Origin of the sequence: Embleya sp. NPDC005971, assembly GCF_040629175.1 — a bacterium.
In the GTDB taxonomy this organism is placed as follows: domain Bacteria; phylum Actinomycetota; class Actinomycetes; order Streptomycetales; family Streptomycetaceae; genus Embleya.
In genome coordinates, this window is sequence record NZ_JBEXUX010000066.1 from 1 (window position 1) to 19,896 (window position 19,896).

Here is a 19,896-nt window from a genome sequence, read left to right on the forward strand (position 1 = left end):
CCTAGCCCGCCCCCCACGGACCGGCCCACCCGCGAGGCGACCCGGCACCCGGGGCGGTGGGCGGGGTCGCGGGTCCGGGCGCGCACCTACGCTGGGGGCATGGTCTCTTCGGAAGCGGCGGGCGGCTTCGAGCCGGCGACCGGTGCCGAGGTGCGGCCGGCGGCGGCGCCCGGCGCGGGGACGGCGGAGCGGGCGGCGGCGGTGCGGGACGCGTTCGACGCGTTGCTGCGCATTCGCGCGGTGGTGAACACGGTGGTTGCCGATCCGGGTTCGGTGCCCGCCGAGTGGGAGCGGGTGCGGATGGTGCGGGCGATCGGCCTGTCGTTGGAAGCGGCCGGGGTGCCGCCGTCGGCGGTCGACGAGCGGGGCGAACGCACCGCGACCGGCTACTGCGTCACCGCGACCGAGCATCCCGCGGTGGTCCGGGTGGAGTGGCCGGGCCCGAGGGGGAGCGGTGCACGCCACGAGGCGGAGACGGCGCTGCGCGAGTGCGCGCGGGTGCTGGGCGGGCTCGGTTGGGTGGTGCTGGAGTACCGGGGTCGCGCCGGGCGGCGTCACCTGGAAGTTGAGGCCCCCGCGACCGTACGACGGTGAGCGACCGCACGACGCCGGACGGCGACACCCGGGAATCCGGCCGCCGCCTCGTCCGCCCCGGCGGCGTCACAGGCCCGGGTCCATGGCCGCGTGTCGGCCGCACAGGGCCATGCAGACCTGGTTCGGCCCCTCGTAGGGGCGTTCCGGCAACATCGCCAACGCCCGGGTGACCCAAGCCGCGGCGCCGTTCGTCGCGGCCGCCGCCGTCAGGGCTGCCGGCCGGGCCGGGAATTGCACGCCGAACAGCGCACACTGCAGCGCGTCGGGTTCCATCAACAATGTCGAATCGCCAGTGCGGCGCATGACTCCTCCAGACCACCACCCGGCACTGTCGATTGTGTGGCCCGGCGGCCGGTCGCGCCGAAGGCGCCGGTGACCGACCCGCTGGACCGCCTGGCACACGAGCCAGACGAGGTGTCGTGGGGGCTCGGATCCCGGGGCGCCGGCGGTTTTCCGTTCCAGAGCTATAATACGCCGCCCCGGCCCGGCCATGTCGGATCAGGATTCCCGCGGACGGCGCTGGTCAGCCCCGGGCGCGGTAGACGAGCAGATAGCGCCAGAAGAGCAAGCGGCGCACCGTGCAGCCGGGCAACAGCGCCGCGGCCTCCCGCCGGATCAGCGGCAACGGCATCGTCGGCGGACGCACCGGCGCGGTGATGGCCGGCTCGGGTGCGCCGGCGCGCCCGCCGCGTCGCTCCTTCGCCGCCACGACGAGCCGCGCGGCGGCGTTGATCGGGACGGCGGCCAGGCTGTACGCCCAGTCGAGCGGGGTGTGCTCGGGGTGGCAACCCAGGATCACCAGGACCCCACCCGGCGCGAGCGCGTCGCGCAGGCCGGCGACGGTGTCGAACGGGACGTGGTGGATGCTCGCCAGGCACGAGATGAAGTCGTAGTGCCCGGCCGGCAGTTCGATTTCGGTGACGTCGGCGCACCGGAAGCGTGGACGCGGCGCACTCGGCGCGGCCCGGGTCGGACGACGGGCCTCGGCGATTGCCTCCTCGGCCGGATCGATCGCGTCGACCGCGATGCCCGAGGCGGCGAGCCGGCGCGCGAACCGCCCGGTGCCGCAGCCCACGTCCAACGCCGTGCGACTGTTCCTCGGCACCTGGCGCAACAGCAGCGGATGGTAGTGGTCGTTGTGATCGAAGGGCATGCCCCGACCCTGCCACAGCCCCTCCCGGCGTCAGTCGGTCGCATCTCCCGCCGCCGCGACCAGGGCGCCGTCCAGGAGCGCGTCCAGGTAGCGCGTCGCCGACTCCGGGTCGTTCCGGTGCGGGGAGTGCCGGATGGCGAAGCCCAGGCCGCAGAGCATGAGCTGGAGGTCGGTGGGGCCCAGGGGCGGGCGCAGCGCCTCGGCGCCGGCCGTACGAGCCAGCAGCTCGCCGGTCGCGCGCAGCAGATGGTCGCGCAGCTCCACGGTTTCGGTGGTGGCGGCGTCGGGGCCGAAGGCGGCCGCGGTGAACGCCTCGTCCTGGGTGTAGGCGGTCAGCGCGGCGGCCAGGAAGCCCCGTAGCGCCTGCCGCGGATCCGGCAGTTCGGCGGCCCGGCGGGCGTGCTGGATCAACTCCGCGAACCGGTCGGCGGCGAGCGCCTCGAGCAGCGCCTCGGGGGTGGGGAAGTGCCGATAGACGGTGCCGACGCCGACGTCGGCGGCCAGTGCGACCGCGTTGAGCTGCGGCGGCCTGCCCCGGCGCACCAGCTCGCGCGCGGCGTCCAGGATCCGGCGCCGATTGCGCGCGGCATCCTTGCGCAGCGTGGGTCTGTGGGGTGCGGCCGTGTCGTCCATGCGGCCGACGGTATCGGCCAAGCGGACGGATGGTCCATGCGGCCGATGGTGGCGGCCGGCGGTCGATCGGCGTCGATACGGCGGTCCCCGATGGGGTGGATTCGCCGGATCGGGTGAAATCCGGGTCGGTTCGGCCTCGTTGCCGTGCCGACGGCGGAAATCGGAGGTTCTCTCGGAGAGCGGTACCGAGGGAGGTCAGGATGGGGCAGGTCGCGGCCGGTGGCGTTTCCGCCCGGCACGGCGTGTTCGGGGTGATCGTGCTGATCGCCCTGATGGCCCTGTTGCACGCGACCCACGTGCCCGGCGTGGCACACCGCGTCGCGCCGGATCCGGACCGCTGTGCGGTGGGCACGGTCGGCCGCGCCGCCTCGTCCGTCACCGGCGACGTGCCCGGCGACGGGCCGCCCGGCGACCACTCGGTGCGCAGCGCCACGCCCGCCGGCGAGACCGGTGGCCGGCACGGCCCCGCCGTCGGCCCCGCGTGCACGTCGGCCACCGCCCGGCCGCGGCACCACTCCACCACCGCGTCGGCCGCCGCCCCGGTGGGCACCGTCGGATCCCGGCCGGCCGATCCGGCCCTGGCCGGCGAACTGCGCGCCCGTACCGCCGCGGGCCTGCCCGGACCGACCCCGGTCCGGACCGTCGTCCTGCGCTGCTGAGCGATCACCGCCGCCGAGCCACCGCCGTCCGGGTCCCGTCCGCCGGACACCCCCGGGGCGCGTGGCCGGACCGGCGTGTCCGCGTTCGATTCCTCAGCCCCGCGAACCCGGGAGATTCCGCCATGCCCCTTGACGCATATCTGCTCATGAGCGCCCTCGTGCGCGCCGAAGCCGTCCGTTCCGCCGCCGGCGCCGGCACCGCCGCGACCTCGGACACCCCGGTGCCGACGGCCGCTTCGGGCCGGACCGCGGCCGAAGCAACGACCCCGGAGGGTGATCCGACCGGCGCCGCCGGCGCCGCGGCCGAACGGCGGGCCGATCCACAACCACCGGCTGCGGCGTCGAGGCCGTAGCACCCGCCCGCCCCACCTCGGTGTCCCCCGGCCCACCCGTGCCGGGGGACACCGGCGTTTTTGGTGTCGTCGCCCGTGCACATCCCATCCGGGCCATCGGTGCGCCGTGACCGACCGTTCGAGGAATTCCTCGACCCGAGCGCCTGATGCCGACCCGCGCTCGACCCCGGCCGGGCTCTCCCCGGTCCCCGGCCGCGCTCGGCCCCGGCCTGGACACGGGTTTCTCAGATGATTATGGTTTTCATTATCGGACGATCGAGGCGACATCCGCCGATCGATGCGTCGATACACCCCTGCCTGGAGAGTTCTCATGCGCATATCCACCCGCGCGATGTTCGCCGTCGCCGCCACCGCCCTGACCGCCGGAACCCTCACCGCGTGCGGCTCCGACGACAAGGACACCGACGACGGCAAGGGCGGGAACCGGATCGAGTCCGCCGGACCGGCGGCCGGCGCCGGTACCGGGCCCCGGATCAAGGTCGTCGCGACCACGACGCAGGTCGCCGACTTCGTGCGCAACATCGGCGGCGACCGGGTCGAGGTGACCCAGTTGATCAAGGCCAACGCGAGCGCCCACGAGTACGAGGCGACGCCGGCCGACCTGAACGCGCTGCGCGCGGCCAAGCTGGTCGTACAAAACGGCGTCGACATGGAGAAGGCGTGGTTGCCCAAGGCGGTTCGGGCCGCGGGCTTCGAGGGCCCGGTCGTGGACACCTCCGTCGGGGTGCAGTTGCGCAAGGGCGAGCACGAGGAACACGAGGAACACGGGAAGTTGGCGGAGCCCGAGAAGCACGAGGAACACGGCGAGTACGATCCGCACATCTGGCACGACCCGCAGGCCGCCAAGGTGATGGTGACCAACATCGCCAAGGCGTTGAGCAACGCCGACGGGGCCAACGCCAAGGTGTACGAGAACAACCTCGCCGGCTACGGCGCCAAACTCGACGCCCTGGACGCCGACAACCGGGCCAAGCTGGACACCATTCCGGCGGCCAACCGCAAACTGGTCACCAACCACGACGCGCTGGGCTACTACGTCGACCGTTACCGGCTGGAGTTCGTCGGCTCGATCATCCCGAGCTTCGACGACCAGGCCGAACTCTCCGGCAGCCGAATCGAGGACGTCGTGGCCAGGATCAAGGCCACCGGCGCCAAGGCGGTGTTCGCCGAAAGCGCGCTGCCGCCCAAGACCGCCGCGACCATCGCCCGGGAGGCGGGCGTCAAGGTCGTCGACGGCGACGACTCGCTCTACGCCGACTCGCTCGGCGCGCCCGGCTCCGCCGGGGCCACCTACCTCACGGCCGAGGCGCACAACACCGACACCATCGTCGCCGCACTGCGGGGCTGAGGTGAGCGAGCCCATCGAGACCACACCGGATCCCGTGCGCTTCACCGAGGCGACCATGGCCTACGACCGCACCCCGGCCCTGAGTCGGGTAGACGGACGCGTCCCGGCCGGCCAGGCGGTGGCCCTGGTCGGTCCCAACGGCGGCGGCAAGTCCACGCTGATCAAGGCCGTCCTGGGCCTGGTTCCGGTGGTCGCCGGCGCGGTCACCGTGGCGGGGCGCCGCCCGGCCGCGGCCCGCGCGCTGGTCGGCTACGTACCGCAGGCGGCCGATCTCGACCCGGAATTCCCGGTCACCGCACGCCAGGTGGTGCTCATGGGCCGCTACCGGCTGATCGGCCGACTGCGGCGACCCGGCCGCCGAGATCGGGCCGCCGCCGACGAGGCGCTGGCCCTGGTCGGCCTCGCCGACCGCGCGAACACCCGCTTCGGCGCCCTGTCCGGGGGCCAACGCCAGCGCGTCCTGCTGGCCCGCGCGCTCTCCGCGCAACCGCCGATCCTGGTCCTGGACGAGCCGTTCAACGGCGTCGACGCGGTGAGCCAGGAGGCCCTGATCGACGCCCTCGCCCGGGCCAAGGCAGCCGGCACCGCGGTCCTGGTCAGCACGCACGACCTCGCCGTGGCACAACGGCTGTGCGAGCAGACCTGTCTGGTCAACCGCAGGCAATTCGCCTTCACCCGAACCGAGTCCGCGCTCACGTCGGAACTGCTGTGCGCCTGCTACGGCGGACAGGTCCTCGAACTCGACGCCGGGCGCCTCGTCGTCACCCCGGGCTGAGGCCGCCGTGGACACCACCCTGCTCCTGGAGCCCTTCCGGGTCCCCTACCTGACCCGGGCCCTGATCGAACTCACCATCCTGGGCGTCCTGTGCGGCACCGTCGGCGCGTTCGTCGCGCTGCGCCGACTGGAGTTCGTCGCCGACGCGCTCACCCACACGGTATTCCCGGGCGTGGCGATCGGCTTCGCCCTCCAGGGCGCCGACGGCGTCTTCGAGGGCGCGCTGATCGCGGCGGGCATCACCGCGTGCGTACTGACCCTGCTCACCCGCAACCGGCGCACCAGCGACGACGCCGCGCTGGCCATCGTCCTGACCGCGATGTTCTCGATCGGGGTGATCGTGGTCTCGCGCAGCCACTCCTATGCCGCCGACCTGCAGACCTTCCTGTTCGGCCAGATCCTCTACACCTCCCGCACGCAGATCGTCGAGACCGCGGTGGTCGCCGTGCTGTGTCTGGCCGTGCTCGCGGCGCTCGGCCGAGAACTGTTCCTGCGCAGCTTCGACGTCGAGGCCGCCCGCGCCGCCGGCCACCGGGTCGGCGCGCTGGACCTGGCGTTGAACCTGGTGATCGCGCTGACCGTGGTCGCCGCGGTCCGCACCATCGGCACCGCGCTGGTGCTGGCGCTGCTGGTGGTCCCGGCGGCCATCGGCCGCACCCTGGGCGGCCGACTGGGCACGATCGTCACGATCGGCGTCGGCTCGGCCGTGCTGTGCGGATACTTCGGCCTGATCATCAGCTACACCGCCTCGATCGACCACGACGTCGCGCTGCCCACCGGGCCGACCGTCGTCCTGACCCTGGTCGCGGCCTACCTGCTCGCCCTGGTCGCGGCCGGCCTCGTCCGCCGGCGCGGCCTGCGCGCGTCCGCCCACGCACCGGCCGCAGGAATGCCCGCCCCGTCGGGTCTTCCCCGGCCGACCGGGAGCCCCCGATGACCTGGTTCGACACGTACACCCACCGCGCCTACGCCGAGGCCGGTCTGGTCGGTCTGCTCGCCGGCGTCGTCGGCGTGCAGGTGGTGCTGCGCAAGCTGGCCTTCCACGCCATGGCGATGACCCATGCCACCTTCCCCGGCGTCGTGCTCGCCTCGATCCTGGGCCTGGACATCTACCTCGGCGGTGCCGCGGTGGGCGTGGTGTTGTCGCTGGCCGTCGTCGGCCTGACCCGACGACCGGGCCGGACCGCGTCCGGTGCGACCGGGGTGATCCTGGCGGCCGGCTTCGCCCTGGGCGCCGCCCTGGTTGCCGCCGGTCCCGCCGGAGACCGCAAACTCTCCGCGTTCCTGGTCGGTTCCATCGTCACCGTCGACACCCACGACCTCGTGGTCACGGCCGGCACCGCGGCGGTGATCCTGCTCGTGCTCGGCCTGTGCGCCAAGGAACTCACCTTCGCCGCGTTCGACCACGAGGGCATGCGTGCCGCCGGGCATCCGGTGACCGCGCTGGACCTGTTGCTCCTGCTGATCGTCCAGGCCGTGATCGTGGTGCTCACCCCGGCGGTGGGCATCATGCTCACGATGGCGTTGCTGGTGGCGCCGGCCGCCACCGCCCGACTGTGGACCGACTCGCTCGCCCGCACCACCGTGCTGGCCGGCGCACTGGGTATCGGCAGCGCGTCGGCCGGACTGGAGATCTCCCGGCACTACGACGTCGCCGCCGGAGCGACCATCGCGCTGGTGGCCGGCGCCGTCTTCGTGCTCTCCCTGCTCCTGTCCCCACGGCACGGCCTGCTCGCCCGCCTCGTCGAACGCCGACCCGCCACCGGCCCGTCGACCGGCGCAATCGGCTGAACCCGCCCGGAGGTTCGGGGTGCGGCGCGGCGGGTCAGCGGAAGATCGGGTGTGCCGCCGTGTCGATGTGGGCGCAGGTCTGGTCCGGGTGGGTGCGGCCGGAGGTGATGTCGAGCAGGCAGGCGACCGGGACGTGTCCCGGGGCCGGCGCCTTGCCCTCGTCGTCCGGCCGGCCCGGGTCGTCCGGCGCGGCCCGCACGAACGCGGTGAACAGCCCCTGCCACCGGGCCGGTCCGTCGTCGGCCGAGGCGTCGACGCGGAAGGAGACGATGCCCGCCTCGACGAGGGCCGGATCGCGGGCCACCCGACGCACGATGTCCCGGAAGGCCGCGCCGCCCCGGTAGGTCACCTCGCCCGGGTGGGCGGCGGTTCGCTCGGCCCATTCGATCACCACATCGTGCAACAGCCGGTCCTTGGACCCGACATAGCGGTACACGGTCGCCGGCGTGGTGCCCGCGCGGGCGGCGATGTCGCGGTCTGCCGAGCACCTTCGTCCGCCGCCCGGCCCACCTGCCGCCGACCCCGACCCCACGTCGGGCGCCATCGAGGGTGTTCCGGTCGGGCCGTCATTCACCCGGGTGGCCGACCGGGAGTGGGGCGGAGACGATGGAAGGACCGCGTCACGGCGCTCGCGGCGTGGTCCCGAGCCCGCGGTCGGTGTGCTGCCGTCGGCGGGCCTGACGAGAGGCACCATCATGACCATGGCCAAGGACATCATGCACGAGGGTGCGCAGTGGATTCCGCAGACCGAGACGCTGGATCGGGCCGCGCAACTGATGCGCCGACTCGACGTGGGTTCGCTCCCGGTCAGCGACGCGAACGAGCGGCTGTGCGGGATCATCACCGACCGCGACATCGTCATCAAGTGCCTTGCCGCCGGCCACGACCCGGCGCGCGTCACGGCCGGCGAGCTGTGCGAGGGCACCCCCCGCTGGATCGACGCGGACGCGGACATCGCCGAGGTGCTGAGCGAGATGCAGGTGCACCAGATCCGTCGACTGCCGGTGATCGCGCGTAAGCGCCTGGTCGGCATGATCAGCGAGGCGGACGTGGCGCGACACCTCTCGGAGGAACAGATCGCCGCCTTCGCCGAGAACGTCTACGCGGCGCGCTAGCGGGAGAATCCACGCGACGCGGCCGTGCGCGTGTCGGGCGATGTGCGTGCCGGGCCGTGCGTGTGCCGAGCGCCCCGTCGAGGTGAATGCCATGTCGTCCACACACAGCGAAGTCGCTCTCGGGGTCCTGGTCGGTCACGACGGTTCGCCCGCCGCCGACCGGGCCCTGGATTGGGCCGCGCAGGACGCCGTCGCCCGGCGGGTACCGCTGTACGTGGTCACCGCCGTGCCGGTCGGCGGGCTCGGCCACCGACATCGGGTCGAGCTGCGCGAGCGGGCACACGCGCTGGTCGACGCCGCCTGCGCCCGGGTGCGGGCGCGCTTCGCCGGAGCGGTCGTGGAGGGCTCGGTCCGTGAGGGCGACGCCGCCGAATCGCTGCTCGCGGCGAGCGCCCGCGCGGACACCATGGTGATGGGCAGTCGCGGTCACGGCGGCTTCACCGGCCTGCTGCTGGGATCGGTGTCGCTGCGGGTGTGTGCGCACTCGTCGTGCCCGGTCGTGGTGGTGCACGCCGACGCGGCCGAGGACGCGAGCGGTGTGGTGGTGGGCATCGCCGGCCCCGAGGACGGACCGGCCGCCGAGTTCGCGGCGGACCGGGCGCTCCGGCTGGGCGGGCTGCGTGGTGTGCACTCGTGGGCGCTCCCGGTGACGGGCCTGGCGCCCAGCCTGATGTTGCCGTCGATGTACGACGTCGACGAGATCGCCGCCGAGCGCGGCCGGATGGTCGACACGGTGCTCGATCCGATCCGGTTCGAGTATCCCGAACTGCCGGTGGACACCGTGGTGATGAACGGGTCGGCCGGGCGCGACCTGGTCTGCGTGTCCACCGGCGGCGCCCTCGTGGTCGTCGCCTCGCACCGACGACACGGCCCCCTGCCGATGAGGTTGGGCCCGACCACGCACGCCGTCCTGCACCACGCCCACTGCCCGGTGGCGGTGGTCCCGGTGCTCTGACCGCGACTTCGGCCGGGCCCGACCCACCGGATGTCGCGGTCGACACCGAACGTCTGTTCACCGCCCGAGCCCGTGCCGGAGTCGGTGCGTGCCGGCAACCCGTCTTCCGGGCAAGGGACTTGTCAGCTCGGTAGGCCGGCCAGCCAGTCGACCAGAAGCCGGTCGACCTCGGTGGGGCGCTCGTGGTGGAGCCAGTGGCCGCAACCGTCCAGGATCCGCGAGTGGACCAGGCCGGGCAGCGTGGTGGGGAATGCCTCGATCGCGTCGGACAGCCACATGGTGGAGGCGTCCAGGGCGCCGCCCAGGAACAGCGAGGGCTGGGTGATCGGCGCGCCGGCGTAGGCCGCCAGGTCGGCCCAGTCCCGGTCCATGTTCCGGTAGCGGTTGAGCGCGCCGGTCATCCCGGTCCGCTCGAACTCACCGGCGTAGACGTCGAGATCGGCCTCGTCGAGCCACCCCGGCAGGCGACCTTCGGGGAAACGGTCGCGCAACCGGCCGCCGCGGCCGACGAAGTGCGGGTCCGGCGCGTCGGCGGCCGGCATCGTGTCGGCGGACAGCGCGGCGTAGAACCCGGCCAGCCACCCCCGCACGTCCGGCTCGATCTCCGCCTCGGCGCGGCCGGGCTCCTGGAAGTACCGGACGTAGAACTCCTCCTCGCCGCCCATCGCCGCGAACACGTCACCGGGCTTCGGCCCGCCCGGCGGGGTGTACGGCACACTCAGCAACCCGACCGCGCGAAAGACGTCCGGCCGCACGAGCGCGGACCCGGCGGCGATGGTCGAGCCCCAGTCGTGCCCGACGATCACCGCCGAACGCTCGCCCAGCGCCTCGACGACGGCGACGTTGTCCTCGATCAGCTCCAGCATTCGATACGCGGCGACGTCCGAAGGCTTGGACGAGCGGCCGTAGCCCCGGACGTCGATGGCGACCGCCCGATGGCCGGCCGCCGCCAGGTCGGCCAGTTGCCGGCGCCAGCCGTACCAGGAATCGGGGAACCCGTGCACGAGCAGGACCAGCGGGCCGGTGCCCTGCTCCACCAGATGGATGCGGCCGGCGGGGGAGGGGATCAGGCGATGGACGGGGGCCGCGGTGTGGGCAGGCCGTGTCATGAAAACTCCCGGGTCTGGGTGCGGACCCCGATCATGTGGCGACTTTTCCACCGTCACAAACTTCTTTGCCGCTTCGGCAAACCGCGCCCGGATCGCACATCCCGCGGGCTCCGCGCGGCCGGCGGACGCGGGGGTGAAGGATGGGCACACACATCGCGACAGGGGAGATCGGCACCATGGACACACGGCACTCGATCGTCGACACCTCGCTGGGCGGGCTCACCGTGGTGGCGGCGCAGGATGCCATCGTGGGCCTCTACTTCCCGCAACACTGGTACCTGCCTCCCGAGGAGAGCCTCGGCCGGCGGGTCGACCATCGCCGGGACCCGTTGCTCGCGGCGGCGGCGACCCAATTGGCCGAGTACCTCGACGGCGACCGGACCGCGTTCGACCTGCCCATCGCCACGCACGGCGATGCGTTCCAGGAGCAGGTGTGGGCGATGCTCCGGGAGATCCCGTTCGGCGAGACCACCACCTACGGGGCACTCGCCGAGCGGTTGGGGAACAAGGCGCTGGCCCAGTCGGTGGGCCAGGCGGTCGGGCACAACCCGATCTCGATCATCGTGGCCTGTCATCGCGTCGTCGGCAGCGACGGGAAGCTGACCGGCTTCGCCGGCGGACTCGAACGCAAGCGACGGCTGCTCGAACTGGAGGAATCCGAGAGCACCAGGGCCGCCCGGCTGTTCTGAGCCCCGACGCGGGTCGACCCGGGCGCTGCGGGGAAGCCGGTTACGACTCTTCGACTTACAGTGACTGTCATGGACGATTTCTTCGGCGTGTCGGGTGAAGAGGCGCCCGGGGACGCCTTGCACGAGTTGGCCGAGCAGACGACCCGGCCGGGCTGGCCGGCGGCGGATCCCGCAACGGATCTGCTGCCCAGACTGCGCGTCGCCTGCGATCTCCCCGGGTCGCCCTGGCGGCTGCGCGGCGCCACCGTATTGCCGGACGGCGTCTACGCCGTCGACGTCGAGCACGCCAGACCGCGCAGCCCCCGCCTGTTGGCCGACGCGATCGAACTGCTCGCCGGGATCGCCGGCCCGGCCTTCTTCGTCCGGCACACGGACGCGGCCACCTTCGACTGCGTCACCGGCACCCTGCAACGCGACACCCCCGGCCCCGGCCGAGGCCACCTGCTCCGGCTGCGCCTGATCACCCCCGGGCGGGACTGGGTGCCCGGCCTGCGGGCGCGCGCGGAGGCCCTGGTGCCCACACTTTGAACGCGGCCCGGACAACGGGCGGCCGTTTAACGGGTGGTCGTCCGCGGGGGCCGGCTGGTTGGATCCGGGGATGGACTTTCACCTGCCCGACGGCTACGAAATCTCGACCGACCCGACCCGGCTCGACGCCGCGCTGATCCACCGCTGGTTGTCGCTCGACGCGTATTGGGCGCTGGGGCGCACGCGGGAGAAGCTGGACACGGCGATCGCCGGGTCGCTCAACTTCGGGGTCTACGACACGGCCTCCGGGGCCCAGGTCGGCTATGCCCGGGTGATCACCGACGGGGCCACCTTCGGTTGGCTCTGCGACGTGTACATCGCGCCCGACGTCCGGGGCAAGGGCCTGGGCACCGCGTTGGCCGCGCACGTGCGGGACCACCTCGCGCCCGCCGGCATACGGCGCCTGATGCTGGCCACGGCGGACGCGCACGCGGTCTACGCGCAGGTGGGCTTCGTACCGCTCGGCGCCACCGACACGTGGATGGTCCTGGGCGAACAGTGAGCCGTCCGGGCACGGCGACCGAGCCCGCGTCGGACGCGGGCTCGGCCAACCGGTCATCTTTTCCGGTCGTGGCCCTATGAACCGTCGAGGGCCCTCGCTACCCTCCAGCGCATGATTTCCACGGTTGTCTGGGGTACCGGGAACGTCGGCCGTGCGGCCATCCGCGCCGTCGAGGCGCATCCGGCGCTGAAGCTCGCGGCGGTATTGGTGCACAATCCCGACAAGGTCGGCCGCGATGCGGGTGAACTGGCGGGGTTGGACCACGAGTTGGGTGTCGCGGCCGAGAACGACATCGACGCGGTGCTGGCCGCCGGGCCGGGCGCGGTGGTGTACGCCGCGTCCGGCGACATCCGTCCCGACGAGGCGCTCGACGACATCGTCCGGGCGATCCGGGCCGGTGCCGTGGTGGTCACCCCCGCCCTGTACGCGCTCTACGACCAGCGCAACGCCCCAACGGAGTTGCGCGAGCCGGTACTTGCCGCCATCGCGGCGGGCGGCGGGTCGCTGTTCGTCTCCGGCGTGGACCCGGGCTGGGGCAACGACGTACTGCCGCTGCTGATCAGCGGGTTGGGCACCACCGTGGACGCGATCCGCTGCCAGGAGATCTTCGACTACTCCACCTACGACCAGGAGGACTCGGTCCGGAATCTGGTCGGCATGGGGCAGCCGATGGACTACGGGGCGCCGATGTTGTGGCCGGACATGCCGACCATGGTGTGGGGCGGGCAAATCCGGTTGATGGCACGGGCGTTGGGCGTCGAACTGGACGAGATCCGGGAGACGATGGACCGCCGGCCGCTGGAGAGCACGGTACGCACCACGACGATGGGCGAGTTCGAGGCGGGCACGCAGGGCGCGGTGCGGTTCGAGGTGCAGGGCATCGTCGACGGCGAGCCCCGGATCGTGATCGAGCACGTGACCCGGATCCACCCCTCCTGCGCGCCGGACTGGCCCACACCGCCCAACGGCGACGGGGCCCACCGGGTGGTCATCGAGGGACGCCCGCGGATCGAGGTGACGGTCGAGGCCACCGACGAGGGCACGAACCGGTCGGCGGGCGGGAACGCCACCGCGGTCGGCCGACTCGTCGGCGCCATCGACTGGCTGGTCGCCGCCGAACCCGGGCTCTACGACGCGCTCGACATTCCGCTCCGTCCCGCAGTCGGCAAGCTCGGAAGGAAGTAACCATGCAGATCGACATTCCCGAGGACAAGGACCCGCTCGCCTACGTGTGGGCGGAGATGGTGCCCGAGATCGGCATCGCGGCCTCCACGTTCTCGATGAAGGTCTACGACGCCTCGAAGCTGGGCCTGCGCGAATTCGAGGCCGCGCGGCTGCGGATCGCCCAGATCAACGGGTGCATCTTCTGCCTCGACTGGCGCACCGAACGCGACGGGGACAAGGTCGAGGACGGCTTCGACGTCGCGGTCACCGAGTGGCGCACCACCGAGGTCTTCGACGACCGCACCCGGTTGGCCGCCGAATACGCCGAGCGGTACGCGGTGGACCACCACAACCTGGACGACGAGTTCTGGGCCCGGATGACCGCGCACTACACCCAGGCCGAGATCGTCGAGCTGAGCATGGCGATCGGGTCCTGGCTGGCCTTCGGTCGGCTCAACCACGTGCTCGGGCTCGACTCGGTGTGCGTGTTGCCGAGCCACTGAGTGCCTCTCGGGGCCGCGCCGGGATCCTCCGGGGCGGCCCCGACCCGGTGCGCCGCGGCGAAAAATCGGGTGGCCCGCGCGTGCCGCGCAACTACGCTCACCCCCAGCGGGATTGCGCGGTTCCGCAGGTTGGGGTGCCGTGGCAGAGCGGCCCATTGCAATCGACGCGGCGGAGGTTCCCGTCGCGTCGATCGAGGGGGTAACGGGCGGGCCTGCCCGTCCCCTTCCACGGGTTCGAATCCCGTCGGCACCGCAACCGCCCCGAGCGCGTCGTGGCCGGGGTGCCCGGCACGCGCCGCCGCCGATGGTCAGGAGTGCGGTTTGGCGCGGACGTGCATGCGCTCGCCCTGTCTGCCGAAGAGGCTGAGGATCTCGACCGGGCGGCCGTCCGCGCTGCCGAACCAGTGCGGCAGCCGGGTGTCCCACTCGGCGGCCTCGCCAGGGCCGAGGACCAGGTCGTGGTCGGCCAGTACCAGGCGCAGTCTGCCGGTGAGCACGTACAGCCACTCGTAGCCCTCGTGGGTGCGCAGATTCGGCTCGGTGCCCCGGTCGGCGATGATCATCTTGAACGCCTGGAGCGGGCCGGGGGTTCGGGTCAGCGACACCGATGTGCCGCCGCTCGGCAGCGGGCGCGGGGTCAGCCGTACGCGGGGGTCGCCGACCTCGGGCGCGCCGACCAGGTCGTCCAGCGGTACGTGGTAGACGCCGGCCAGTGGCAACAACAGTTCCAGGCTGGGCCGGCGTTGGCCGGACTCCAGCCGGGACAGGGTGCTCTTGGAGATGCCGGTCGCCGCGGAGAGCGCGGCCAGGGTGAGGCCGTGGTGGGCGCGCAGGCGCCGCAGTCGTGGCGCGACCGCGTCCAGGACCGCTTGATGGGCCGGTGCGTTGTCCATGGGGGCATTCCACTCCGGTGTCCCGAAAATGGCAACAAGAATTGCCGGGAGGGTGCGGTGCGGACACCCTCCTCGGCATGAGCCCACACGGTGCAACCCGAAGAACGACCGACGCGCCGGCAACCGAGGCGGTGACCGGCGGTGCGAAGCAGGCAGCGGCGGTGCGCTGGGCGTTGGCCGGGCTGTCCTCGTCCATGTTGGCTGCCTCGCTCGGCACCAGCGTCGCCAATGTCGCGCTGCCGACCCTGGCCGGCACGTTCGACGCCTCCTTCCAGGCGGTGCAGTGGGTCGTCCTGGCCTACCTCCTCGCCATCACCACCGTGATCGTCGGCGTGGGGCGGCTCGGCGACCTGTTCGGTCGGCGCCGGTTGTTGTCGGCCGGGATCCTGCTGTTCACGGTGGCCTCGGTCCTGTGCGGCCTGGCGCCCTCGTTGTGGCTGCTGATCGCCGCGCGGGCGGCGCAGGGCCTCGGCGCGGCCGCGATGATGGCGCTGACCATGGCGTTCGTGGGCGAGACGGTGCCCAAGGCGCGGACCGGGCGCGCGATGGGCCTGCTCGGCACGATGTCCGCGATCGGTACCGCGCTCGGCCCGTCCGTGGGCGGTGCGTTGCTGGCCGGACCCGGCTGGCGGATGATCTTCCTCGTCAACGCGGCGCTGGGCCTGGTGACGCTGTTCCTGGTGTACCGCCATCTGCCGATCGACCGACGCGAGGCCGGGACGGCGCGGGCCGGTTTCGATTACCTGGGCACGCTGCTGCTCGCGCTGACGCTCGCGGCGTACGCGCTCGCCATGACGCTCGGGCACGGCCGTTTCGGCCGACTCAACGTGGCGCTGCTGCTCGCCGCCGTCATCGGGGTCGTGCTGTTCGTTCGGGCCCAGGGGAGGGCGGACGCACCGCTGATCCGGCCGGCGATGTTCCGCGAACCGATGCTGGGCGGGAGCCTGGCGATGAGTGTGCTGGTGTCGACGGTGATGATGGCCACGCTCGTGGTCGGGCCGTTCTACCTCGCCCGCACGCTCGGGCTGCGGGACACCCTGGTCGGGCTCGTGTTGTCGGTCGGTCCGGTGGTCGCCGCGCTGATCGGGGTGTCGGCCGGTCGCCTGGCGGACCGGTTCGGCGCGACTCGGATGACCGTGGTCGGGCTCGGTGCGATGGCCGTCGGCGCGTTCGGGTTGTCGATGTCACCGGCGTCGTTCGGCGTGGCCGGTTACCTCGTGCCGATCGTGGTCGTCACGGCCGGCTATGCGGTGTTCCAGACCGCGAACAACACCGCCGTGCTGGCCGATGTCCCACCGGACCGACGGGGTGTCGTGTCCGGGATGCTCAACCTGTCGCGCAATCTCGGGCTGATCACCGGAACGTCGGTCATGGGCGCGGTGTTCGCGTTCGCGTCGGGCACCGACGACGTCACCACGGCGCGGGGCGGGGCGGTCGCCGACGGGATGCGGGCCACGTTCGTGGTCGCCGCGCTGTTGCTCGTGCTCGCGTGGGGCATCGCGGTCGGCGGCCGGGTGTCCGCGCGTCGGGTGGCCCGGGGCGCGCGGTAGTGGGTCGGCCCGCCTGGTCAGGCGACGATGTACCACGCGTTGTCGAGGTACTGGAGGGTGATGTCGCCGAGGCCGCTCTCGGAGAACCGGACGGTGGCGCGGACCGCTCCGACCGGGACGTGCACCTTGTCGGGCGGACGCACCGAGACCAGCTTGGGGTCGACCGTGGCGGTTTGCAGGGCCTTCTTCTGCGCGGGGGAGATCATTTGGAAGGTGATCGGGAAGGACGCGGTGCACGGGCCGGCGCCCTCCCGCTCGGCCTGCTTGGCCGCCGGGCCGGCGATTTCGCAGACTGTGGTGAGGTCCTCGCGGCCCACGGCGTGCAGGTACTGCTCGTAGCGCTGGATCGCCGCCTCGGTCGACCGGCCCTGCGGTGCCGCCCGGGTCTGGGACGGGGCCGCCGGGCTCGGTGCGCCGGAGGCGGTCGATGCCGGCGGTGCGGATGTCGCCGGCGGCGGAACGACCGCGCCGGGTGCGGTCGTCGAGGGCGGAGGCGCGGTTCGGTCCTTCGCGGAGTCGGTGTCGTCGCAGGCCGCCAACAGGATGACGGCCGATACGGTCACGCCCACGATCGCCCGCACGCGATGCTCCCCTCGCTGAGATCACAGGCGGCCGATGCTACTGCGGTCCGGGAGGTCTCCACCGAGGCTTTTCCCCCGTATTCCGTATTCCGCCCCCGCCCTCCTCCGCCTTTCGCCTCCGGGTCGCGCGCCGGTACGGGGCGCGAAGCGTGGTCAGGCGGTGTTGGTGAGCAGGTTCCACCAGGGGGTCGGCTGGGACGGCGTGGCGGTGTCGATGCGGTCGCCGGGGCGGGGGACGGCGAGTTGAACGTCCTTGGCCTTGGCCTCGCGCCACAGGCGGTCGACCGGTTCGGCCCACGGGTGCAGCGCCAGGTTGAAGGTGGCCCAGTGCACCGGCAGCAACACCCGGCCGCCGAGGTCGAGGTGGGCGGTGATCGCCTCCTCCGGGTTCATGTGGATGTCGGGCCAACTCGGGCTGTAGGCGCCGATCGGCATCAGGGTCAGGTCGAACGGGCCGTGCGCCGCGCCGATGCGGGCGTAGCCGTCGAAGTAGCCGGAGTCGCCGGCGTAGAAGACCCGGTGTCGGGTGCCGGCGACGACCCACGAGCCCCAGAGCGTGTCGTTGCGGCGCAGGGTACGACCGGAGAAGTGGCGGGCCGCGGTCGCGGTGAAGCGCAGGCCGGCGACGACGGCGTCCTCCTCCCAGTCGAGTTCGATGATGCGGGAGGCGGGTACGTTCCAGCGCTCCAGGTGGGCGCCGATGCCCAGGGGCACCAGGAACGGCGCGGTCTGGGTGGCGGTGAGGGTGCGTACCGTCGCCCGGTCGAGGTGGTCGTAGTGATCGTGCGAGATGACCACCGCGTCCAGGGTCGGCAGCGCGGCCGAGGGGATCGGGAGCGGGTGCAGCCGGCGCGGGCCGACGAGTTGGCTGGGGGACACCCGCTCGCTCCAGACCGGGTCGAACAACACCCGGCGGCCCTCGATCTCGACCAGGGTGGTCGCGTGGCCGTACCAGACGGCGCTCAGCCCGTCCTGGGCCGGCGGTGTGCTCGGCGAGGTGACCAGCGGCACGGGGGCGGCGGGGCGGCGCTCGTCGCGATTGCGGAGCATCTGGCCGATGAGCTGCGGTGCGCTGCCGGCCGCGACCAGATCGGCGGGCACCGGGTTGCGGAACGCGCCCTCGTGGAACTGCGGCGAGCGCAGAAAGCGGGCGAGCCGCTCTCCTTCGGCCCGCCCACCGAATTCCGCCGGGACGTCCCGCAGGGCCCACCCGGCGGCGGCCAGCGCCAGCCCGCCCGCGACCAGTCGCCGAGCCGCTACGTTACGTGCCATCGTCCACTCTCCCTGTGTCGGCCTCGGGTCGTGTCGTCCTGGGGCGCCCCGTGCTTGCGGCGCGTCGCCCCCGGATCGTGTCTCCCTCGGGTCTTCAACCGACAGCGGGGGTGACACGTTCCCCGAATCGCGATTCCCGTCGGGACGGGGGTCATGCCGACGGTCGGTCGATTGTCGTCCTTGTCATCTCGATTGCTTGACTGCATCATGCATTTGATCGATCGAGGCGATCGATCAAGGCGATCGAAACGAGGCACCACCATGGACACCGGTGAACTGCTGGACGACAACGACGCGGTGGGGTTGGCCGATCTCGTGCGGCAGGGCACGGTCAAGCCGATCGAGATTCTCGACGCGGTGATCGCTCGGATCCAGGAGCGCGACCCGGCGCTGCACGCGTTCGTGGCCACCCGGTTCGAGGCGGCTCGGGCCGAGGCCGAGGGGGTCCTGCCCGACGGGCCGCTGCGGGGTGTGCCGTTCGCGGTGAAGGACCTCGCCTGCGATGTCGCCGGCATGGTGAGTACGCACGGTTCGCGGTTGTTCGCCGACGCGGTCGCCGAGCGGGACGGCGAGTTGGCCACCCGCTACCGCCGCGCCGGACTGGTGATCGTGGGCAAGACCAACACTCCCGAATTCGGCAAGAACGCCAGTACCGAACCGCTTCTGCACGGCCCGTCGCGCAACCCTTGGCGGACCACCCATTCGACGGGCGGTTCCTCCGGCGGCTCGGCGGCGGCCGTCGCGGGCGGGATGTTGCCCGCCGCGCACGCCAACGACGGCGGCGGCTCGATTCGGATTCCGGCGGCGTGCTGCGGCCTGTTCGGGCTCAAGCCCTCGCGCGGCCGGGTTCCGGACGACCACGGTCTGTCCGCGCTGGCCTACCCGTTGGCGATGGCGCACGCGGTCACCCGTACGGTCCGCGACTCCGCGGCGCTGCTCGACGTTGCCGCCGGCCCCGTCGCCGGCGAGCCGTACGCCACGCTGGCGATGCCGGCCGCCGGATCCTTCCTGGCCGCGTTGGACACCGCGCCGGGGCGGCTGCGGATCGGCTTCGCGACGGCGAGTGTGGACGGAACGCCGGCCCACCCGGCGGCCGTTCGGGCGGTCGAGCGCACGGCGGCGCTGCTCGCCGAGTTGGGCCATCGGGTCGAGGAGGGCGCGCCGGTGTGGGACGGTCCGGCGACCGGCCGGGCCCTCGGCCAGGTGATGGCGGCGGCCACGAACACCCAGATCGACGACCGACTCGCCGAACTGGGCCGCGAATTGCGCGAGGACGACCTCGAACCGTTCACCCGAGTGATCCGCGAGAACACGGTCGGCATGCGCGGCCAGGATCTGGTCCGCGCGCTGCAGACGGTGGTTCGGATCGGTCGCGAGGTGGCGCCGTTCTTCGAAACCCACGACGTGTGGCTGAGCCCGACGTTGGGTGTTCCGGTACCCGAACTCGGGGTGTTGGACACGAGCAACCCGGCGAGCATGTACGCGCACGCGGCGAAGATGACCTGGTTCACCTCGGTGTTCAACGTCTCGGGACTGCCCGCGGCGAGCGTGCCGGCGGGCTTCGACGAGGCGGGCCTGCCGGTGGCGATCCAGCTCACCGGTCGGCTCGGGGCCGAGGCGGAACTGCTGCGACTGTCGGCGCAGTTGGAAGAGGCCGCGCCGTGGCCGGGGCAGGCGCCGTGGCCGACCGGGCCGGCCGGGGGCTGAGTACGGCGGCCGATGTCGGGAC

24 protein-coding genes and 1 tRNA gene are annotated in these 19,896 nt (G+C 72.6%); 17 read left to right on the forward strand and 8 right to left on the reverse strand.

The genetic code is table 11. The features are described from left to right. The first annotated feature begins 99 nt into the window (after positions 1-99). Entirely contained in the window at positions 100-594 is a 495-nt protein-coding gene (locus ABZ374_RS38585; protein ID WP_360320765.1) for a hypothetical protein, read from the forward strand. Between the two features lie 66 nt (positions 595-660). Here the strand turns inward: ABZ374_RS38585 and ABZ374_RS38590 are convergent, their stop codons facing one another. From ABZ374_RS38590 to ABZ374_RS38600, 3 genes are all read right to left on the reverse strand, one after another. Next, complete coding sequence (locus ABZ374_RS38590) at positions 661-897, reverse strand: DUF2795 domain-containing protein (RefSeq protein WP_360320768.1); 237 nt, start codon at positions 895-897, stop codon at positions 661-663. 220 nt (positions 898-1,117) lie between these two features. Further along, on the reverse strand, positions 1,118-1,747 hold the full coding sequence (locus ABZ374_RS38595; RefSeq protein WP_360320771.1) for a class I SAM-dependent methyltransferase: 630 nt from the start codon (positions 1,745-1,747) through the stop codon (positions 1,118-1,120). 30 nt (positions 1,748-1,777) lie between these two features. Further along, positions 1,778-2,380, reverse strand: a complete 603-nt coding sequence (locus ABZ374_RS38600; protein WP_360320774.1) for a helix-turn-helix domain-containing protein — start codon at positions 2,378-2,380, stop codon at positions 1,778-1,780. A 200-nt stretch (positions 2,381-2,580) separates the two neighbouring features. Between ABZ374_RS38600 and ABZ374_RS38605 the strand changes: the two genes are divergently transcribed. The 6 genes from ABZ374_RS38605 (at position 2,581) to ABZ374_RS38630 (ending at position 7,306) form a co-directional block, all read left to right on the forward strand. Then, the gene (locus ABZ374_RS38605) at positions 2,581-3,039 is read left to right on the forward strand and encodes a hypothetical protein (RefSeq protein ID WP_360320777.1); all 459 of its coding nucleotides are present in this window, start codon (positions 2,581-2,583) and stop codon (positions 3,037-3,039) included. A gap of 122 nt (positions 3,040-3,161) precedes the next feature. Continuing rightward, positions 3,162-3,392, forward strand: a complete 231-nt coding sequence (locus ABZ374_RS38610) for a hypothetical protein (RefSeq protein ID WP_360320780.1) — start codon at positions 3,162-3,164, stop codon at positions 3,390-3,392. Between the two features lie 310 nt (positions 3,393-3,702). Further along, positions 3,703-4,740, forward strand: a complete 1,038-nt coding sequence (locus ABZ374_RS38615; RefSeq protein WP_360320783.1) for a metal ABC transporter substrate-binding protein — start codon at positions 3,703-3,705, stop codon at positions 4,738-4,740. Between the two features lies 1 nt (position 4,741). Further along, on the forward strand, positions 4,742-5,515 hold the full coding sequence (locus ABZ374_RS38620; RefSeq protein WP_360320786.1) for a metal ABC transporter ATP-binding protein: 774 nt from the start codon (positions 4,742-4,744) through the stop codon (positions 5,513-5,515). 7 nt (positions 5,516-5,522) lie between these two features. Then, on the forward strand, positions 5,523-6,452 hold the full coding sequence (locus ABZ374_RS38625; RefSeq protein WP_360320789.1) for a metal ABC transporter permease: 930 nt from the start codon (positions 5,523-5,525) through the stop codon (positions 6,450-6,452). Continuing rightward, on the forward strand, positions 6,449-7,306 hold the full coding sequence (locus ABZ374_RS38630) for a metal ABC transporter permease (RefSeq protein ID WP_360320792.1): 858 nt from the start codon (positions 6,449-6,451) through the stop codon (positions 7,304-7,306). The genes ABZ374_RS38625 and ABZ374_RS38630 overlap by 4 nt, the downstream gene beginning before the upstream one ends. 34 nt (positions 7,307-7,340) lie before the next feature. On the opposite strand, the gene ABZ374_RS38635 is transcribed toward ABZ374_RS38630, so the two are convergent. Then, complete coding sequence (locus tag ABZ374_RS38635; protein ID WP_360320795.1) at positions 7,341-8,024, reverse strand: TetR/AcrR family transcriptional regulator; 684 nt, start codon at positions 8,022-8,024, stop codon at positions 7,341-7,343. Between ABZ374_RS38635 and ABZ374_RS38640 the strand changes: the two genes are divergently transcribed. Next, on the forward strand, positions 8,002-8,421 hold the full coding sequence (locus tag ABZ374_RS38640; protein ID WP_360320798.1) for a CBS domain-containing protein: 420 nt from the start codon (positions 8,002-8,004) through the stop codon (positions 8,419-8,421). The genes ABZ374_RS38635 and ABZ374_RS38640 overlap by 23 nt on opposite strands. A 91-nt stretch (positions 8,422-8,512) precedes the next feature. Beyond that, positions 8,513-9,376, forward strand: coding sequence for a universal stress protein (locus ABZ374_RS38645; protein WP_360320801.1), 864 nt, complete (start codon positions 8,513-8,515; stop codon positions 9,374-9,376). 122 nt (positions 9,377-9,498) lie between these two features. Here the strand turns inward: ABZ374_RS38645 and ABZ374_RS38650 are convergent, their stop codons facing one another. Further along, entirely contained in the window at positions 9,499-10,485 is a 987-nt protein-coding gene (locus tag ABZ374_RS38650; RefSeq protein WP_360320804.1) for an alpha/beta hydrolase, read from the reverse strand. A gap of 176 nt (positions 10,486-10,661) precedes the next feature. Here ABZ374_RS38650 and ABZ374_RS38655 point away from each other — a divergent pair, with 176 nt between their 5' ends. The 6 genes from ABZ374_RS38655 to ABZ374_RS38680 all read left to right on the forward strand — a co-directional run bounded on the left by ABZ374_RS38655 (position 10,662) and on the right by ABZ374_RS38680 (position 14,124). Beyond that, entirely contained in the window at positions 10,662-11,174 is a 513-nt protein-coding gene (locus ABZ374_RS38655) for a methylated-DNA--[protein]-cysteine S-methyltransferase (RefSeq protein ID WP_360320807.1), read from the forward strand. 69 nt (positions 11,175-11,243) lie between these two features. Beyond that, entirely contained in the window at positions 11,244-11,702 is a 459-nt protein-coding gene (locus tag ABZ374_RS38660) for a hypothetical protein (protein WP_360320810.1), read from the forward strand. A gap of 70 nt (positions 11,703-11,772) precedes the next feature. Further along, the gene (locus ABZ374_RS38665; protein WP_360320813.1) at positions 11,773-12,204 is read left to right on the forward strand and encodes a GNAT family N-acetyltransferase; all 432 of its coding nucleotides are present in this window, start codon (positions 11,773-11,775) and stop codon (positions 12,202-12,204) included. A 111-nt stretch (positions 12,205-12,315) separates the two neighbouring features. Continuing rightward, positions 12,316-13,389 carry a dihydrodipicolinate reductase gene (locus ABZ374_RS38670; protein ID WP_360320816.1) on the forward strand — a complete coding sequence of 358 codons (1,074 nt, stop codon included), beginning with the start codon at positions 12,316-12,318 and terminating at the stop codon, positions 13,387-13,389. A gap of 2 nt (positions 13,390-13,391) precedes the next feature. Beyond that, the gene (locus ABZ374_RS38675; RefSeq protein WP_360320819.1) at positions 13,392-13,871 is read left to right on the forward strand and encodes a carboxymuconolactone decarboxylase family protein; all 480 of its coding nucleotides are present in this window, start codon (positions 13,392-13,394) and stop codon (positions 13,869-13,871) included. A 133-nt stretch (positions 13,872-14,004) separates the two neighbouring features. Beyond that, a tRNA-OTHER gene (locus ABZ374_RS38680) sits at positions 14,005-14,124 on the forward strand. Positions 14,125-14,179: 55 nt separating this feature from the next. Here ABZ374_RS38680 and ABZ374_RS38685 read toward each other — a convergent pair. After that, positions 14,180-14,764, reverse strand: coding sequence for an XRE family transcriptional regulator (locus tag ABZ374_RS38685; protein ID WP_360320822.1), 585 nt, complete (start codon positions 14,762-14,764; stop codon positions 14,180-14,182). Positions 14,765-14,841: 77 nt separating this feature from the next. Here ABZ374_RS38685 and ABZ374_RS38690 point away from each other — a divergent pair, with 77 nt between their 5' ends. Further along, positions 14,842-16,314, forward strand: coding sequence for an MFS transporter (locus ABZ374_RS38690; protein WP_360320825.1), 1,473 nt, complete (start codon positions 14,842-14,844; stop codon positions 16,312-16,314). Between the two features lie 17 nt (positions 16,315-16,331). Here the strand turns inward: ABZ374_RS38690 and ABZ374_RS38695 are convergent, their stop codons facing one another. Further along, positions 16,332-16,895 (reverse strand): hypothetical protein, encoded by a 564-nt coding sequence (locus ABZ374_RS38695; RefSeq protein ID WP_360320828.1) that lies wholly within the window; start codon positions 16,893-16,895, stop codon positions 16,332-16,334. Between the two features lie 153 nt (positions 16,896-17,048). Further along, the gene (locus ABZ374_RS38700) at positions 17,049-18,167 is read right to left on the reverse strand and encodes an MBL fold metallo-hydrolase (RefSeq protein WP_360320831.1); all 1,119 of its coding nucleotides are present in this window, start codon (positions 18,165-18,167) and stop codon (positions 17,049-17,051) included. 261 nt (positions 18,168-18,428) lie between these two features. Here ABZ374_RS38700 and ABZ374_RS38705 point away from each other — a divergent pair, with 261 nt between their 5' ends. Further along, on the forward strand, positions 18,429-19,874 hold the full coding sequence (locus tag ABZ374_RS38705) for an amidase family protein (RefSeq protein ID WP_360320834.1): 1,446 nt from the start codon (positions 18,429-18,431) through the stop codon (positions 19,872-19,874). Positions 19,875-19,896: the final 22 nt, after the last annotated feature.